Origin of the sequence: Pseudoalteromonas sp. APC 3224 (genome assembly GCF_030407535.1) — a bacterium.
GTDB lineage: Bacteria > Pseudomonadota > Gammaproteobacteria > Enterobacterales > Alteromonadaceae > Pseudoalteromonas.
In genome coordinates this window covers 1-17,026 of sequence record NZ_JASDDF010000008.1, presented here as the reverse complement: position 1 = coordinate 17,026, position 17,026 = coordinate 1, and the positions used below count along the sequence as shown (strand labels likewise).

Below are 17,026 nucleotides of genomic sequence, written 5' to 3'. Positions count from 1 at the left end.
TAAACCAAAAAGTCTCTAACAGATTATCGATACACTTAAATAGGAATTTCAGGTGGGGCTAATTTTGCTAAGGCGCGTTTTTTCAAAATAATATCTTTGATCAGTGGCGTAAGCACTAGCTCCATAGCGAGTCCCATTTTGCCACCGGGCACTACAAGCGTATTGATCCGCGACATAAAGCTGCCTTCAATCATGCGTAAATAATACGGGAAGTCAACGTCATCAATGCCCCTAAAGCGAATAACGACAAAGCTTTCATCAAGGGAGGGGATATCTTTTGCGCTAAATGGGTTGGAGGTATCAACGGTGGGTACTCGCTGAAAGTTAATATGGGTACGAGAAAATTGCGGCGTTATATGATTAATGTAGTCATCCATGCTGCGCACAATCGAGTCCATTACTTTTTCACGAGAATGGCCTCGCTCAGAGGTATCGCGAATAAGTTTTTGGATCCACTCAAGGTTAATAATTGGCACCATGCCTATAAGTAAATCAACATGCTTAGCAACATCATGATCTTCGTCGACCACGCCGCCATGTAAGCCTTCGTAAAACATTAAATCTGTATTTTGCTCAAGCTCTTGCCAAGGAGTAAATGTTCCAGGTAACTGGTTATAAGGCACGGCCTCATCAAAGGTATGTAAATAACGGCGCAGTTTACCTTCGCCTGTTTCACCATACTTGGTAAATAAGTCTTCTAATGCACCAAAGTCATTGGCTTCTCGGCCAAAATAACTTATGTGTTTACTTTCTTGTTGGGCTTCTCGAATTTTTTTGTCCATTTCAGGACGTGTGTAACGATGAAAGCTATCACCTTCAATAAATGCAGCATTGATATCGAGGCTGCGGAAAATATGCTTCACGGCATTGGTGGTGGTTGTAGTGCCTGCTCCAGATGAGCCGGTGATTGCAATAATAGGGTGTTTAGCTGACATGTTTGTTCTCTTTTTTATGACCCGTTAGTTATAAAGACCTTACTAAGCTAGGTCAAGTGACGTCATCAGTAAATAACGTTATCATGAGGTGCTTAAAATTAAAACGAGAGAAAGCATGAAACTGATCAAACCGTTGTTAGGGCTAATAACAATTAATGCTTTAACATTGGGCGTTGCCCAGGCAAATATGCCTAAAAGTCAAATACTGCTTGCCGATTTAAATACTCCGCATGGCATACGCGTAAGCATTGTTAGTGATAAAACCAGCTACAACAATCAGCCCCACTTAACCGATACTGGCCTTTATTATACGCGTGAGGTAATCAGTAATAATCAGAGCCAAACTGATATTGCGCTTTACGATTTATCATCAAAACAAACCTCCATGATCACCAATACAGCTGTAAGTGAGTATTCGCCAACAGTAACACCGAGTGGTGATAGTTTATCTGCCATCGTGGTTGAAGAAGATGGCAAACAAAAATTATGGCAATATCCGCTGAGCACAGAGCAGGCGCCAAGTCGTATTTTTGATTGGATTGAGCCTGTGGGCTATCACGCTTGGGGTAATAACAACGATTTAGTGATGTTTATTTTAGGTGAGCCACATACATTACAATATACCTCGGTTGTTGCGGCTAAAGGTGAAGTTGTTGCAAATAACATTGGTCGCACACTTATTTACGATAAATCGCAAAGTGAATTTTTATTTAGTCATAGTAAAAGTGGCCAGCACCAGTTAGCCCGTTTTGACCCTCAAACCAAGCAGGTAAGCAACATCCTTAGGTTGCCAAACCAAGTACAAGACTTCATCTTAAAAGATGAAAATACTATTGCTTACGCAGTTAAAAACCGTATTTATCAACGAAAATTAACAGCTGGATCTGATATATCTCAATGGCTCGATTTAAGCCAATATTGCGATACTGAAATTAGCCGGTTGAGTTATAAAAATCAGCAATTAGCGTTTGTATGTAGTGTTAAATAAACACTAAATAATAAATTTCGGACTTTCACTCATGCATGAGTTAGTCTAGGGTCTGTTGACCTTTGCGAATTACAATTTGTTCAAACTAGGGGCTGTTTAATCGCGGCGCGAGGTTTGTAACCTAGTGGGCTAAGTAAAAACCGAGCAACAAAGAGTAAATAGCCCCTAGGCAGAACCCGAAGGGCAGTGCCTGTTTGGCATTGATGCTGCGTTATCGCCTATTTATGGGGAATAACCACACCACATAGGCTCTGTCTTGACTAAATACCAAACAGACTGATGCAAATTTAACCTTGAAAGGTCAACAGACCCTAACTATTAAATAAAAAGGAAAGTCACGTGGCATTTAGCGCAGACGAGTTAACAGAGCAGCTGATAAAACTAGAGTGTAGAAGTAATTTTAAAATAAAAAACATTGCTGAGTATATGCTAGCAAACTCTAAAGAAGCGTTTTACACCCATGCCGAAACGGGGAAAGGTAAAATTGTGATCCGTCCTGCATTTGAAGTGTTTAGTGATGACTTTACTGATATTGATGGGGTTGTGCGTACTCAAGGCTATTTTCATAGTAGTGAAATGACCCGTTTTCCCACTCGTATTTATAAAAGCGCACAGCCTATTCATTATGGTGTCGCTTTTAAAATTAACTCTGAACAAGCGGCAAAAGAGTTTATAGCTAAGCTAACCATGATTATTGGTGGTTAATAGAATGGTGCAGGGCTAAAGGCAAAAGGTGCAAGATAAAATCTTCAACCTTTAACCTTTATAACCCTTAATCTTTGTCTTTAATCACTAGCTCTAAAAGGGCTGCGCCTCTTAATCTCTTTGTGAATAAACTTTTTAAGATTTTATACACAAAGAGAAGACAATGAGAAAACATCAGCCATTAGCCCGAGTTTGAGCTTTTCGGCCCGTTACCCGTCGCCCGCAGCCCCCTATCCTTTGAGCTTTAACTTATTTACTATTCAAAAAGCTATTTACTGATTTGAGTTCACGGTTTTTAAGTGCAATACAGTCATTCGTACTTTCTGCAAGCTTACTTAATGTGCGCGCATAGCCAGGTACGTCATCAAGTTTAGCGTCAAAGAACGTTTGCGTTGTCGCTAAACTTTCAGCATCACAGCTAGCAGTAGTAAAGTAAGGTAAGTTAGGCACAAAAAATGGTGGCAAACTTGCTGTTACTTTATCGTAGTTGCTATATATCCAATCAATAAAGAGTGCTTGGCGTTCATCGGTGTAACTTTGCCCCGATAAAATAGTACGCATATCAGAAGCGGTTACTTCATCGGTTAAGCTATATGCAAGCACTGCTTTTTGGAGTTCAGGTTTACCAAAATAACCCATTGCTGCCAACATATTGGTACGAACTTGTGGATCTTTAGTGGTTTTAAAGGTTGCCATAAACTGATCAAGCAGCGCTTTATCACCATGAAAAGCCGCAAGACGTAAGTAAGTACCCGCTAAATAAGGGTCTACTTTTTGTGGATCTTTTAAGTAAGCAGCTGTTTGCTGCTTAGCTTTATTGATCACATTTTTATCTTCACCATCAAAGCCTAAGCGTGATACCACCGCAGCTCGCAGTTGAGCAATAGCGCCATCCTCACCCATTTTTGCTTCTAGGCCATATTTTTTAGCGGCAGGCATGACTGCATTTTGAATAAATGTAGGCCATAAATCTTTGTTGCTATCGTCTTTAAAGGTACGTTGCTGAGATGCTAAATAACCTAAAGCAGTGTTAGCTACGCGTGGATGACTATCACTGGCAAATACTTCAAGCGTTTGCATCAGCTTAGCCGCAGAAATTACACCTGCGTCAAGTAAGGCGTCGGTGGCTGATAATAGTGCAAGGCGCTCGCGGTCGTTTAATACGCTTGCTGCATTATCAATTAGTGCGTTAAATTGCGCATCGTCCATGACCCAGCGGTAGTAACCTAGCGCACCTTGGTCTGGATATATCCACTCTGGCTCAAAATCTAACTCTAGCGTTTGGTTTTGTTTATTAAGTAATACACTGGCAGTTTTTACTTTATCGCCTTTACCGTACTTAATGGCAACGGGTACATTCCAAAGTTGGGCTGGAGCATCAACACCGGCATTAGCAAAACGGCTTTGCGAAATAGTGAGAGTTTTACCTTGCTGATCAACCTTGATTAAAGGAAATGACGATTGTTCAATAAATGATTTTAAAACACTCGCCACATCTTTATTTGAAGCCTTACCGAGTGCTTCCCATAAATCGGCGGCTTCGGCATTTTTATATGAGAACTCTTTTAAATAATTTTGAATACCAGCTTGAAATGCGTCTTCACCAATCCAATTTTCAACCATCGCCAGTACTGAGCTGCCTTTGCTGTATGCAAGGCCTAAACCGTCCATAATATCGGCTTCGGTTTTAATTGGTTTACGAATGGGCTTAGTGCTTAAGCGAGCATCTAACGCCATTACATTGTTTTGTGGTAAATCTAGGTGTGATTCAAACTCAGGATTAAGTTGCTTAGTAATTTTTGCTGCCATCCAGCTAGCAAACGCTTCGTTTAACCATAAGTCGTTCCACCACTTCATAGTCACTAAGTTACCGTACCATTGGTGAGCTAATTCATGGGCAATAATAGAGACATTACGTTGCTTTTTACTACGCGTTGCAGCTTCTAAATCAACCAGAAGAATATCTTCGCGGTAAGTCACTAAACCTGAATTTTCCATTGCCCCAAACGGAAACTCTGGAACAGCCACTGAATCTAATTTTTTATACACGTAAGGAATACCAAAGTACTCTTCAAGTGCGCCCAATACTCTAGGCATATTCTCTTTTGCATACTGTGCTAAATGAATTTTACCTTGTGGAGTAATCACACGGCCAGGGATTGGCATACCCTTAATTTCTAGTTCTTCAAACGGGCCTACAGCCATAGCTACTAAGTATGATGGAATTGGTGGCGTTTTATCAAAGTAATGGGTAGTCATATCGCCATTCACCGTCGTTTTTAACTCAGGTGTATTTGAATACACTTTTTGTGACGTGGGGGCGGTAATAGTTAACTGAAATGGAATTTTATAGCTTGGTTCGTCAAATACAGGAAACGCTCGACGGGCATCGCTCATTTCAAATTGGGTGAAAAGATAAGGAACGCCTTGATCTAGTGTTTTATATAGCCCCACACTTTGGCGATTATATGGCGCTGAGAAATCAATTTTTAAAGTGTATTTACCCGGCTGAATTTGCTCTTCGCAGCTAAATTTAACTTTACCGGTTTTAAGCATTTCGCTGTTTAAGTCGCAGTTTTGCTCACCCAATAGTTGAACCATTTTGGTTGCGTAATCAACACCATTAAGTTCAATGTAGCGTGTTGGTTTAAGCACCTCCAAACTGATCTCAGTCATTCCTGTAAAAGTATCCTGACTTGGGTCGAGCGTTAAAGCGACTTTTTGTGAACTTGGCTTTGCGAGCTTTTCAATCACGAATTCATTAGCGTTAGCAGCATTTATCGCAAGCGCAACGCTCACGGTTAAGAGGCTTTTAAAAAACATAGTTATCCCTAGATTTTTGTTGTTAGAAGAGTGAGTACACTCCATCCTAACAGCTTTTATTGCTAGAGTAAGCGAGCAACAAGAAGGAAAAGAGTAACAAAGTTTGTCAGTGACTATCTCGTGCTAAAAACCGCTGCCAATGGGTGTAGGAATTGATAACACGAATTTGTTGTAAAACGGTATTAAGCAATTTGGTATCGGCAAAATACTCATCAGAGTAATCATTAAAGCCCATTAAGTAATTGAAGCAGTCCTTAGAGCCTGCTTGCAGGGCATAAATACGAATTTGCTGCTCAAAGTTAAGCCGCAAACTACTAATCGCGGTTTTCATTCCGAGTTGATCCACGGAAGGAATTGCACATTTTTGCAAATACCCCGCACGTTCGCCCTCGCCTGAAAACCAAATGCGTACTTTTTCACTGTAGCGTCCTGTTTTTGCTGGGAGGTCAAACAGTAAACGTGTGTGTTTTTGCGCTTTTACGTAGGCTAAATAATCATTAAGTCCGGCCTTAATAAGGGCGTTATGTACAGGAATTAAACGGGGTTTAATTTTACCATGAGTATGAAAGCTAAAGCAGAGAATGTTATTTTGAACCACCAAGTCATCTAGGGTTAAATGGCCAATTTCATCACTATAAGCGCCACTGTAGTACGCAATTAAAGGCAGCCAAAAGTGCCAGTGCTTAGCTTGTTCGCGGGCAAGCCGAGTATCACTATAAATATATCCGGTATAGAGCGTATGTAGCTCCATAGCTGAGAATGGACGACGACCAAGATGGGTTTTCAACGCAGTACCTTGACAGTTTTTATTATTTTATACCCCAACTAATCGTTGTTGTTAATTGGGGGTGTGCCAGCAAATAAACAGTTAAAACTTATTCACTTAAAGCGCGAGCTAAACCAACTGGTTCAATTTCTACGCACACTTGATCGTCATTCCAATTTAAACCGACCAATGCATCATCTGATTTAAGGTCTTCAACCCAATCATCTAAAAATTCATCTAGGTTGATTTCTACTGGGCTGTAGTCTTTCCACTCTTCTTTACATTGCTCTTTTGCTGCGTCTTCTGATTCCCACAGTAAAAGTACATCGGTGTCATCAAACTGATTTGATTCACATACAACAAAGCCACCATCTTGTGCACCCAGTGCCCAGATCTGCTCACTAACACGTACTTTTTCTACAAAGCTAACTAGTTGTGATTCAATTTCGATATCGCTCATGTGTTCACCTTTTAAAATTTGAGTCGAGGGTTGGTATTTTTAGCCGCTTGACGCTGACTAAACGCTTCATAAAACTTAACTAACTGCGGCTGCGCGCTAAAATCAGTGAGTTCACGAAAGCAGATCCAATCTAGCAAGCAGTATAAACTGATGTTGAGGCATTCACAGCTTTTAAATTCATCATCGTTTAAATGATCATTTAAATAGTCTAAAGTTTGCGCAATCCGCTCATTTTGCAGATTAAAAAATAGTTTATCAGCTTGCGTGTCAAACCCAGAACGCTGACATATCAATAACTCAACCAATGAATCGTTACAGGCGTTGATGCTAGTTAAAAAATGCTCTTGCGGCCAAGTTAGCGGGTTCTGCTGTGTTTTTTCAAGTAAGTAACGCAGTATATTATTTGAGTCGCTTAAGTTAAGCGAGTCATCAATTAAGATAGGGATTTTAGCTGCCGGGTTGTGCGACATCATTAAAGAACGATCATCGCTTGAAAAAATGTCGAGATTTATAAACTCAAGCTCACAGTTATTTTGTTGTGCCCAAATTCTGACACGGCGAACATAAGGGGAAGAAATAGAGCCAAGTAATTGCATATTGGGGCTTTTGCCAACTCCACATAAATAAAAAGCCGCTAATGCGGCTTTATTAGTAAATCGATTTGCTTACTCTGAGCGGCTGGTTACTTCTAATAAGTGGTAACCAAACTGTGTTTGAACAGGACCTTGTACTTGGTTAAGTGGCGCTGAAAAAACCACCTTATCAAACTCAGGAACCATCATACCAGGTCCGAACTCACCTAATGCGCCACCATCTTGACCTGAAGGGCAATTAGAGTGCAATTTAGCCAGCTCTGCAAAGTCTTCACCTTGCTCAATTTTATCTTTAAGGTCTAAACATTGTGCTTCACTGTCTACGAGTATGTGCCTTGCACTTGCTACTGCCATAAAATCTCCTATTTATAAGTTTAGTTTTTTATCTACTAAGCAACATCTTAGTAAGGTTAAACTGAAAACACAAAATTAAAATGCACTTTTGATGGCGCTTTCTAATTTTGCTGAATTGGGTTTGACGCGGCTGTTAAAGCGAGTCACGGTTTGACGATCTGCCGAAACCACGTATTTATAAAAATTCCAGTTAGGTGAACTAGTTTTTGCATTTAAGTGCTTAAAAATAGGGTTGGCATCGCTGCCACGCACTGCGCTGGTGGCTAACATGGGAAAGGTAACGCCGTAATTTACATAACAGACTTTAGCCGTATCTTTTTCGTCATTTTCTTCTTGAAAAAAATCGTCAGATGGAAAACCGAGCACCACCAAGCCTTGCTCTTTATATTTTTTGTATAGCGTTTCTAGCCCTTCAAACTGAGAAGTAAAGCCGCAATTGCTGGCAGTGTTAACAATCAACAGTGGCTTATTTTTAAATTCACATAGATTAAGCGTTTCGGTTGAACGAAGCTTTCTCAGTGACACATTTGTGAAGTCATCGCAGGTATCTGTCTTTGCTGAAGGGCTATTAGTGTCTGCTGCATTGGTGGTTACAGATACACAGCCTAGAGCCAGTGTTAATCCAAATATTAATTTTCTTATCATGCGGTTACCTTGAATGCGATTTGATGGGTGTTTATGTAACTTATCATACGCTACTATAGGCGAAATTGATCAATTTTACTTATTTTCTATGACTATACGTTTAGCTAAACCTGATGATTTAACTGCTATTGTTGCCATTTATAATGAAACTATCCCTAGTCGAATGGTAACCGCCGATACTGAAGAAGTAACCGTTGCTGACAAACAACCTTGGTTTGATAGCCATACAGCTCAAAGACCTATTTTTGTTTACTGCGAAAATGACCAAGTATTAGCCTGGGTTAGTTATAAATCGTTTTATGGGCGCCCAGCTTACGATGGCACCGTTGAACTAAGCATCTACATTACATCAGCAGCCCAAGGAAAAGGGTTGGGTAAAAAGTTGATGCAATTTGCACAACAACAAGCAAAAAAGCTCGATATTGAAGTGTTACTTGGATTTATTTTTAGCCATAACGAACCAAGCATTAAATTATTTAAGCATTTTGATTTTGCAGTATGGGGAGAGTTGCCCAATGTTGCAAGGATGGATAACCAGCTGTACAGCCTGACTATTTTTGGTAAGCATTTAATGTAATCCCACAATCATAGGCAAGCAAAAATTACATTTATGTAGACGATTATGCCAAACCAAAAATTCTATACTATGCTGAAAAGGTGTTTAATTAATTCTTAAAAGTGTACATAAATGGCGCAAAAAATACTTATTATTGATAGCAGTAGCATGATTGCTATGCGCTTAAAAGTACTGCTTGAGCTAATTGGTTGTGAAGTTGAATTAGTTCATTATTCTATGTTTGATCAAAGCAGCAACATAGATGCGTACGATATGCTTGCCTTTTCACAAGGGACACCAACAAATCTGGTTGCTTCGTTGGTAAAACAAGCGACCCGACAATCATTTTTACTTTTAGCTCCCAAGGCTGAAAGTGGTGAATTGCTTGATGCATTTGGTAAATTAAACGAGCTTGTTCCAGATGCCACTATTATTTATCCATTTTTTTCTAATAAAGAAATCACTTCATTTATTGAAGATCTATTAGAAATAGGACCTGATCATATTTTTAAACTGCCTACAATTTTGTTGGTTGATCATGTTAGTGAGCGTTTAGAAATGCTAAAAAGTAGTTTAGTGGGTGCACATATAGAGGTATACACAGCTACAAATCATGATGAGGCACTTAATATTGCCAAACTCAGAATGATTGATATTTTAATTAGTGATTTTAGTTTAAAAGAAGGGCTCGGCTTAGATATATTTACCAGCCTTAAGCAGATACAGCCGCATAGCCGCTGCTTATTATTAACCTCGCGTCCTGCTCAGGTTTCTATGATTGAAGCAATTCGCCAAGGTGTTGAAGACGTTTTAATTAAGCCGCTCGACGACAATGTGTTATTACAAGCAGTACATAAGTTGTGGCAAACCGAATTGCTAAAACGTCATAACGCAGAGCTAGTTGAAAGACTACAAGATACAGTCGATGTACTTATTGAAAAAGACAGTTTGCTGCAAGTAATTTTTAAAAATACTCCCGATCCAATCTTACTTTTTGAACGTAAAGGCAAAATAGTAGAGGCTAACGACGCGTGCTTAAAGCTGTTTAATTTACCGTTTAAAAAGCTCATTGCTCACTCGTTATTTCACTTTTTAGATGACGATTCAGTAAAGGCAATAAAAGATAAAATATCGACTTTAAACAGTAATCGGCAATTTAGTTGCGACTTACACCTAGTCAATAAAGATGGCAGTAAAATTCCACTTGTCGGCTCGTTTAATGAAATTGATCATCATGGTGAGATAGCATTAGCGGTTATTTTTAAAAACGTAACCCATTTAAAACAAAAAGAAGATTTATTACTTGAGGCCAAAGATCTTTTAGAAGAGCAGGTTAGAGCGCGGACTTCGCAACTTGAGCATGCGAAAAACATTGCTGAAGCAGCTAATTTAAGCAAATCAGAGTTTTTGGCGAATATGTCACATGAACTAAGAACCCCTATGCATTCTATACTAAGTTTTTCACGCTTTGGTATCAGTAAGCTTCAAGATGATGATTTTAGTAAAGATAAACTTTTAAAATATTTAACCCGAATAGAATCAAGTGGGCAAAGGCTACTGTCATTACTTAACAATCTACTCGATTTGTCGAAATTAGATGTAGGTAAATTCCCATTTAACCCGCGAGCATGCGATTTAACGACTATTGTTAAAACAAGCATTGATGATGTTGCTGGGATTGCCATAGAAAAAGATATTAAGATTGCATTTAAATCAGATAACCCACCAGTTGTAGCACAATGCGATGAAGAGCAAATTAATCAGGTACTTAGAAACGTATTGAGTAATGCATTAAAATTTAGCGAAGAACATAGCACTATCGAAGTTGCATTGGAAACAGACAGTGGGTGTGCAAATATTGAAGTAATAGATAGTGGAATAGGCATACCAGAAGACGAGCTTGAAACTGTTTTTCAAAAATTTGTGCAAAGTAGCAAAACAAATAGTGGCGCAGGGGGGACAGGATTAGGACTTACGTTGTGCCGTGAATTTGTTTCTTTACATCAAGGAACTATAAAAGCCTGTAATAACGAACTTGGTGGGGCAACCATTAGCATTCAGGTTCCTTTGGAAATAAACCTCGATGAATATTTAGCCGATGAGCAATTAGTGAAAAATAGTAGCTAATAACCGAATTGTTTTAATGAACACGATTTATATGGACGAAAAATTATGGCTTTAACTAAAATTCTTGCAGTCGACGATGAACCATTTAACCTCGAAATAATAGAAGAAATCCTAGAGGAATTAGATTTTGAACTTAAGCTGGCTTCGAGTGGCCCGGAATGCTTGAGCATGGTTGAAGAGTATATGCCGCAGGTTATCTTACTTGATGTAAGCATGCCAAAAATGAATGGTTACGAAGTATGTAAAGAGCTCAAAGCGAACCCTAAAACACAAGATATTATAGTGATGTTTGTATCGGCAAGGGGGACTGTTGAGGAACGTATGGAAGGTTATTCAGTAGGTGCTGAAGACTATATTGTAAAACCGTTTGGGCACGATGAACTTAAGCAAAAGCTGAATAAGTTAAATCAAGTATTAATAGAAAAACAACAGCTTGAAAAGCAAGTAAAAGAAGCAACCTCAACCGCTTTTAATGCTATGGCAAATAGCAGTGAAATGGGTCAGATAGTTAACTATATTGAAAATATCGGTTTTATCAACGATGTAGAGGAGTTAGGTAAGGCATTAGTGGAGTGCTTACAGGCGTTTGGTCTACAAAGTAATATTGAATTTAGATGTAACGACAGCAAATCGCACTTTGCTTTAAACGGTGTGTGTTCGCCGATAGTGATTGAGTTATTTGAAATGCTTAAAAACAAAGGTAGGTTACATGAGTTTTCTCATCGTATTTTGGTTAATTACGAGTTTGTCAGTTTATTGATTTTGAATATGCCAGAACAAGATGAGCAGAAGCATGGGCGTATACGTGATCATATTTGTTTTATTGTAAGTGTAACCGAACAGCAATTGCGGGCTATTACTACTAAGAAAATGTTGGTTTCGCAGCAAGAGCGATTAAACAAAGTGGCGAGTACTGTTCACAGTAAATTTCATAGTTTAATTGGATTGCTTAACGATAGCCGGATAAATAACGAAAAAGTATTTAAACAACTTCAAGAGGAGTTAGAAGAGCGGATCCCAACCATGGGACTCGATGAAGACCAGGAAGTGTTTATCTACAAAAAAGTCGACGAAACGATTCAAAATTCGGTGGCACGTCAAGAATCTGTTGATCAGGTTAAAAAAGCGTTCGCAGAGATAGAGCAAGATCTCGCTTTATTGTTGAAAGGTTAAAGGTGCGGGCTACGGGCTGCGAGGCGCGGGGTAAATTCCTTGCTACGATTGGACAAATTAACTTGTAACAGCGACTTTATGTCGCGTCTTTTAAAGGTTAAAAACGAAAGTATGCATTACAGGTTAACTAAGAGCTGTACTTTAATAGTGGCTTCTTATTTACTCCTCATTCTCTTCTCTGTGTTAAATTAGATGTTAGTAAATTATGCACAAAGAGGGCTAAGAGTTCATAGAGAAAGTGATTACATAAAAAGGTAAAAGGCTTACGCGTCTCTGGGGAGGCCTTTTTCGACAATACGAATTAATCGTGCTGTTTTACGCAACTTTTGCCTTTGTTTATCGTGTTGCTGGGCGAGTGCCCAATTTATATGTTCACCCACCAAGTCACTGACTGTTTGGCGTTTATCTTCGAGTGCAGCAATAATTGCCGGGCTAAAATCTGCGTTACCTAATCCAACGGCTATATTTCGTAGCCAACGTTCATGGCCAATGCGGCGGATTGGACTGCCCTCGGTATTTTTTAAAAAGGTAGTTTCATCCCAAGCAAATAACTCGAGTAAATCTTTGTTTTTTAATTGTGTACGAGGATGAAAGTCAGCCTCATCGGTAATTTGTCCGTAGCGGTTCCATGGGCATACCAATTGGCAATCGTCACAGCCATAAATGCGATTTCCCATTAATGTTCTGTATTGCTCAGGAATAGCGCCTTGATGCTCTATAGTTAAATACGAAATGCACTTACGCGCATCAACCACATAAGGTTCTACAATAGCACCAGTGGGGCATAGTGTTATGCAGGCAACGCATTTGCCGCAGCCCTCAAAAGTGTTTTCGTTATCAATAGGTAAAGGTAAGTCGACAAAAAGCTCACCTAAAAAGAACCAAGAACCCGCCTCTTTATTTATTAATAAAGAATGCTTTCCGCGCCAGCCTAATCCCGCTTTTTCAGCGAGTTGACGTTCAAGTACAGGGGCTGAATCAACAAAAGGCCTAAAGCTATAGTCACCCACATATTGTTCAATTTTTTTACCTAACTGTTTGATTCGGTTGCGCATCAACTTATGATAGTCACGGCCAAGGGCATATCGACTGATATAGGCTTTTTCGGTATTTTTAAGGTTTTTGGCAAAGCCAGAATCAGGTGGGAGGTAATTCATTTTAACTGAAATAACCCGCTGTGTTCCGGGTACTAGCTCATTAGGGCGAGCACGCTTCATACCATGGGCTGCCATATAATCCATTGAGCCATGAAAACCCGCATCAAGCCATCGCTGCAGCTGTGCTTCATGCTTAGTTAAATCAATGTCAGTAATACCCACTTCACTAAAGCCAAGTTCTTGACCCCATAGCTTTATTTGCTGGGCTAGCTGTTCATAATTTAGATTGACGTCGCTCACATGCTTCACATAGTTATATTATAAGCCGCGTAATTTAGCATAATCGCGGCTTGGGTAAAACTAGGGTCTGTTGACCTTTGCGGATTGAAATTTGTTCAAACTAGGGGCGATTTAATCGCGGCGCGAGGTTTGTAACCTAGTGGGCTAAGTAAAAACCGAGCAACAAAGAGTTAATTGCTCCTAGGCAGAACCCTTTGGGCAGCGCCTGTTTGGCATTGATGCTGCGTTATCGCCTATTTATGGGGAATAACCACACCACATAGGCCCTGCCTTGCCTAAATACCAAACAGACTGCTGCAAATTTAACCTTGAAAGATCAGCAGACCCTAGCCTACAAAACGCTTTAACTGTTGTTGGGTTTGTTGACTTAGTTTTTGTGATTGCTCAGAGTCATGCAATGCGGTGTCTATTTGTTGTTTTGCTTGTTCGCCAAGCGCCACAATTTGTTCAACCGATTCATGGGTTTGATTTTGTGTATCTTCAAGTAAATGAACTGCGTTAGCTATTTGCTGTAATTGCTGCTGATTATGCTCAAATTCATTGAGCATTTTTCCAAAACCTTCTGAGGTATCGTTGATTGCAGCTTGTGCGTTATTAGAGTGACTAATTAACTGCTGAGACTCTTTATTGGTTTCATTAACCAGCTCATTCATTTGGGTAATAAAATCACTAATTTGGCGGGTTGCATCACTTACTTTAACCGATAGGGTGCGAACTTCATCGGCAACCACGGCAAAACCTCGCCCAGCTTCTCCGGCGCGCGCTGCTTCAATTGCCGCATTAAGCGCTAATAAATTAGTTTGATCAGAAAACTCTTCTACCATTTTTAAAATGCTACGAATGTTTTCACTATTCTCTTTTAAGCCTGCAATCGTTTTAGAAAAACTACCCAGCATTTCATTAATAAGTCTCACCTGTTCAACCAGTTTTGACAGTTCGCTCGCAGAGAGCTTAACAAAACTAAGATGTTCATTATTTACCTGATGTACGCTATCAGTGTTACTTACTATATCTTGTAGGCTTTGGGTAATTTGGTTGCTGGCATTAATTATGGTGTGGCTTAAGTTAATTTGCTGTTCGCTTAGCTGCTCTGTGTGCTGCATTGATTGCGTTACTTGGCTATTACTTTGCACGCTTTCCTGAGCGCTGCTGTAGGTCGTACTTAATAAGCTGTTTAAATGCGTAGTAAACTGATTATATTGTTCACTTAAATCTCTAAATTCATCAAAAGTAAAATGAGGAAGTTTGGCAGCTAAGTTGGCATCTTGTTGATTAATATTAATCAACGTATCGCGCATGGCTTTTACCGGGCGCACAATTAAAAAGCGCATATAAAAAATAGTAAATATAAAACCGGCAACAATCAGCAGGGTTAATGCCCAAAATAGCCCTGTGCTTTGTTGATTTTCAGAGAGGCTACTGTGTAACCAAAATAATGTAATAGCTTGAAATAAAAATACAAAGCTTAAATTACCCACTATTTTTCGGGTTAAAGTAAAAAATAGAGTTTGTTCTAAAAAATTATAAATACGCATGTAGCTACTCATTAAATAGTGACCTACTAAATTATTGTTTTTATAGCATAAATAGCAATTAAATAATTAGTTATAGTTCATTTAATTGCGCCAAAAAATGCTTAGTTCGTTCAGGGTCGTTAGTAAAAATGCCATCAACACCACAGGCAAGCATCAGTTTAATATCTTCAACTTCATCTACGGTGTAGGCAAACACCTGTAAGCCGCGCAGTTTGGCATCGTCAACAAACGACTTGTTCATAAAGTTTTTGTCAACATGAATGCTAAAGGCCTGTAAGTCTTCAGCAAACTTCGCATACTGCAATGGAATTGATGCAGTAAGTGCGCCAATTTTAAGCCAAGGCAAGCGGTTCTTTAGCCAGTGTAGTTGATGATGATTAAATGATGAAACTAAAATATTGTCTGCTGATATCTTATTTGCAGTAATATTCATTTCTAGTTGCGCAGCAAACTTTTCTAGTTCAAAAGTATGTTTTAGCTCTAAATTAAGTAAGGTTTGATTGCTATTCCAGTCAATTAGTTGTTGTAGGGTAGGCACTTGCTCACCATTTCCCGCATCAAATTGTTGAATTTGCTGAGCGCTTAGGTCGCACACTTTACCTTTACCATTAGTAGTTCTATCTAGATAGGTATCATGAATAATCACGTAGTCATCAAGTGCGCTTTGTACATCAACCTCAATGCCATCTACATTTGCTTTTAACGCCGCCATAATGGCGCTATGTGTATTTTCAGGAAAGTGTGTGCTTGTGCCTCTATGAGCAAATATTTTCATGGCTGCTTTTTCCGTGAGATTGACCAAGTTTCAAAGCACGCAGCACTAACAATCAGTGCACCACCAATCAGGGTCATCACTGAGGGGCGTTCGTGCAAAATAATTATAGCCAGTATTGTGCCATAAAGGGGCTGTAAGCAAGAAATCAATCCAGCGGTCGCTGCTGATAAATGTTTTAAACTCGCTGCAAATAACGAATGCGGCATCGCAGTAAACACCACACCGGCGATAAGCAGCAATATTAAATCAGTATCATTAATTTGTGTTATGGGTACTTCAATAAATGCACATAGCATCAGGCTTGCCACTAACGTTTGATAAAACATGGTTTGCGGTCCACCATACTCACTAAAGTAGCGTTTATGGGTAATATTACGAATAGCAAAAAACAACGCTGATACCACCCCCGTCACAACACCTAAAGTGATGTCATCGCCTAAATTAACGTTAGGGATCAATAAATAAATGCCAATAATCACCACCACAGCGCTTATTATATCTTTTGTCTTGGGCTTACTTTTATTAGATAGAGGCTCTAAAAATACCGTGATCACGGGATAGGTAAAAAAAGCTAACATGCCCACGGTAATTCCCGCCAATTGCATGCCTGCAAAGTAGGTTACCCAGTGAATACCTACGGCAACGCCTAATAAAATGGCAATCACATAATCTTTGGCGTGATGCAGCTTAATTGGTTTTTTTTGCAAAGTCAGTAGCACACAAATTGCCACCCCAGCGATAGCCGCGCGATAAGCGGTAATATCTAATGCATTCAAACCAATTAGCTTTGCGAATAAGGCGGTGCCGCCAAATAAAAGGACGGCAATATGTAAGTAAATTAAGCTTTGTTGTTGGGACTGCACGAGATTTCCTTGTCACTTTTTTTGGCTATATTAGCATTGCTTTTACACTCAGAAGATGAATTTTTCTATTTCATGACAAATGTCAGCCAAGTTAATGACACTTCACACTCTTATATATTTTATCTAATGGCATAGTTACTTTACTTATATTGGAGGGTGTTATGAATTCCTTAATTTTAATAAGCTTAAGCATTAGCGACTTTGTAGAAACACTAAGTTTAACTGCGACTTATGAAGATTGTTTTATGTTCGCATTCATTTTTATGTTATTAATATTTATTAATAAAAATAGTGCTATAAACAAAAACAATAGGCCAGAGGTATTAGTATG

16 protein-coding genes are annotated in these 17,026 nt (G+C 39.2%); 5 read left to right on the top strand and 11 right to left on the bottom strand.

The features are described from left to right. Positions 1 to 35: 35 nt before the first annotated feature. Positions 36 to 935 carry a phosphoribulokinase gene (locus tag QL989_RS05690; protein WP_008114793.1) on the bottom strand — a complete coding sequence of 300 codons (900 nt, stop codon included), beginning with the start codon at positions 933 to 935 and terminating at the stop codon, positions 36 to 38. A gap of 115 nt (positions 936 to 1,050) precedes the next feature. On the opposite strand from QL989_RS05690, the gene QL989_RS05685 reads away from it, so the two are divergent. Next, a complete protein-coding gene (locus QL989_RS05685) occupies positions 1,051 to 1,923 on the top strand; it encodes a hypothetical protein (RefSeq protein WP_290168933.1) in 873 nt (290 codons plus the stop codon). A 339-nt stretch (positions 1,924 to 2,262) separates the two neighbouring features. Further along, positions 2,263 to 2,628: a hypothetical protein gene (locus QL989_RS05680; protein ID WP_008114788.1), complete on the top strand. Its 366-nt coding sequence runs from the start codon at positions 2,263 to 2,265 to the stop codon at positions 2,626 to 2,628. Positions 2,629 to 2,877: 249 nt separating this feature from the next. On the opposite strand, the gene QL989_RS05675 is transcribed toward QL989_RS05680, so the two are convergent. The 6 genes from QL989_RS05675 to QL989_RS05650 all read right to left on the bottom strand — a co-directional run bounded on the left by QL989_RS05675 (position 2,878) and on the right by QL989_RS05650 (position 8,269). Continuing rightward, positions 2,878 to 5,451: a M1 family metallopeptidase gene (locus QL989_RS05675; RefSeq protein ID WP_290168931.1), complete on the bottom strand. Its 2,574-nt coding sequence runs from the start codon at positions 5,449 to 5,451 to the stop codon at positions 2,878 to 2,880. A gap of 106 nt (positions 5,452 to 5,557) precedes the next feature. Next, positions 5,558 to 6,238: a hypothetical protein gene (locus QL989_RS05670; protein WP_290168929.1), complete on the bottom strand. Its 681-nt coding sequence runs from the start codon at positions 6,236 to 6,238 to the stop codon at positions 5,558 to 5,560. An 88-nt stretch (positions 6,239 to 6,326) separates the two neighbouring features. Further along, complete coding sequence (locus tag QL989_RS05665) at positions 6,327 to 6,677, bottom strand: DUF2750 domain-containing protein (RefSeq protein WP_008114782.1); 351 nt, start codon at positions 6,675 to 6,677, stop codon at positions 6,327 to 6,329. A gap of 11 nt (positions 6,678 to 6,688) precedes the next feature. Further along, a complete protein-coding gene (locus QL989_RS05660; RefSeq protein ID WP_290168927.1) occupies positions 6,689 to 7,273 on the bottom strand; it encodes a glutathione S-transferase family protein in 585 nt (194 codons plus the stop codon). Positions 7,274 to 7,342: 69 nt separating this feature from the next. Next, positions 7,343 to 7,624: a peptidylprolyl isomerase gene (locus tag QL989_RS05655; protein WP_008114778.1), complete on the bottom strand. Its 282-nt coding sequence runs from the start codon at positions 7,622 to 7,624 to the stop codon at positions 7,343 to 7,345. A gap of 75 nt (positions 7,625 to 7,699) precedes the next feature. Continuing rightward, a complete protein-coding gene (locus QL989_RS05650) occupies positions 7,700 to 8,269 on the bottom strand; it encodes a glutathione peroxidase (RefSeq protein ID WP_290168925.1) in 570 nt (189 codons plus the stop codon). Between the two features lie 88 nt (positions 8,270 to 8,357). On the opposite strand from QL989_RS05650, the gene QL989_RS05645 reads away from it, so the two are divergent. The 3 genes from QL989_RS05645 (at position 8,358) to QL989_RS05635 (ending at position 12,125) form a co-directional block, all read left to right on the top strand. Continuing rightward, positions 8,358 to 8,846, top strand: coding sequence for a GNAT family N-acetyltransferase (locus QL989_RS05645; protein WP_178954974.1), 489 nt, complete (start codon positions 8,358 to 8,360; stop codon positions 8,844 to 8,846). A 111-nt stretch (positions 8,847 to 8,957) separates the two neighbouring features. Then, positions 8,958 to 10,952, top strand: a complete 1,995-nt coding sequence (locus tag QL989_RS05640; protein ID WP_138608061.1) for an ATP-binding protein — start codon at positions 8,958 to 8,960, stop codon at positions 10,950 to 10,952. Positions 10,953 to 10,997: 45 nt separating this feature from the next. Further along, the gene (locus tag QL989_RS05635; protein ID WP_198522541.1) at positions 10,998 to 12,125 is read left to right on the top strand and encodes a response regulator; all 1,128 of its coding nucleotides are present in this window, start codon (positions 10,998 to 11,000) and stop codon (positions 12,123 to 12,125) included. Positions 12,126 to 12,388: 263 nt separating this feature from the next. Here the strand turns inward: QL989_RS05635 and queG are convergent, their stop codons facing one another. From queG to QL989_RS05615, 4 genes are all read right to left on the bottom strand, one after another. Then, positions 12,389 to 13,522: a tRNA epoxyqueuosine(34) reductase QueG gene (queG, locus tag QL989_RS05630; protein WP_178954980.1), complete on the bottom strand. Its 1,134-nt coding sequence runs from the start codon at positions 13,520 to 13,522 to the stop codon at positions 12,389 to 12,391. 326 nt (positions 13,523 to 13,848) lie between these two features. Continuing rightward, a complete protein-coding gene (locus tag QL989_RS05625) occupies positions 13,849 to 15,069 on the bottom strand; it encodes a methyl-accepting chemotaxis protein (RefSeq protein WP_021033114.1) in 1,221 nt (406 codons plus the stop codon). 58 nt (positions 15,070 to 15,127) lie between these two features. After that, a complete protein-coding gene (locus QL989_RS05620) occupies positions 15,128 to 15,832 on the bottom strand; it encodes a glycerophosphodiester phosphodiesterase family protein (RefSeq protein WP_010390735.1) in 705 nt (234 codons plus the stop codon). Then, positions 15,829 to 16,695 (bottom strand): DMT family transporter, encoded by an 867-nt coding sequence (locus tag QL989_RS05615; RefSeq protein WP_198522542.1) that lies wholly within the window; start codon positions 16,693 to 16,695, stop codon positions 15,829 to 15,831. Before QL989_RS05615 ends, QL989_RS05620 begins: the two co-directional genes overlap by 4 nt. Positions 16,696 to 17,026 lie beyond the last annotated feature (331 nt).

Coding starts and splice junctions, on each gene's coding strand:
- QL989_RS05690 (WP_008114793.1), bottom strand. CDS start 935: ATGTCAGCTAAACACCCTATTATTGCAATCACCGGCTCATCTGGAGCA.
- QL989_RS05685 (WP_290168933.1), top strand. CDS start 1,051: ATGAAACTGATCAAACCGTTGTTAGGGCTAATAACAATTAATGCTTTA.
- QL989_RS05675 (WP_290168931.1), bottom strand. CDS start 5,451: ATGTTTTTTAAAAGCCTCTTAACCGTGAGCGTTGCGCTTGCGATAAAT.
- QL989_RS05665 (WP_008114782.1), bottom strand. CDS start 6,677: ATGAGCGATATCGAAATTGAATCACAACTAGTTAGCTTTGTAGAAAAA.
- QL989_RS05660 (WP_290168927.1), bottom strand. CDS start 7,273: ATGCAATTACTTGGCTCTATTTCTTCCCCTTATGTTCGCCGTGTCAGA.
- QL989_RS05655 (WP_008114778.1), bottom strand. CDS start 7,624: ATGGCAGTAGCAAGTGCAAGGCACATACTCGTAGACAGTGAAGCACAA.
- QL989_RS05650 (WP_290168925.1), bottom strand. CDS start 8,269: ATGATAAGAAAATTAATATTTGGATTAACACTGGCTCTAGGCTGTGTA.
- QL989_RS05645 (WP_178954974.1), top strand. CDS start 8,358: ATGACTATACGTTTAGCTAAACCTGATGATTTAACTGCTATTGTTGCC.
- QL989_RS05640 (WP_138608061.1), top strand. CDS start 8,958: ATGGCGCAAAAAATACTTATTATTGATAGCAGTAGCATGATTGCTATG.
- QL989_RS05635 (WP_198522541.1), top strand. CDS start 10,998: ATGGCTTTAACTAAAATTCTTGCAGTCGACGATGAACCATTTAACCTC.
- QL989_RS05625 (WP_021033114.1), bottom strand. CDS start 15,069: ATGAGTAGCTACATGCGTATTTATAATTTTTTAGAACAAACTCTATTT.
- QL989_RS05620 (WP_010390735.1), bottom strand. CDS start 15,832: ATGAAAATATTTGCTCATAGAGGCACAAGCACACACTTTCCTGAAAAT.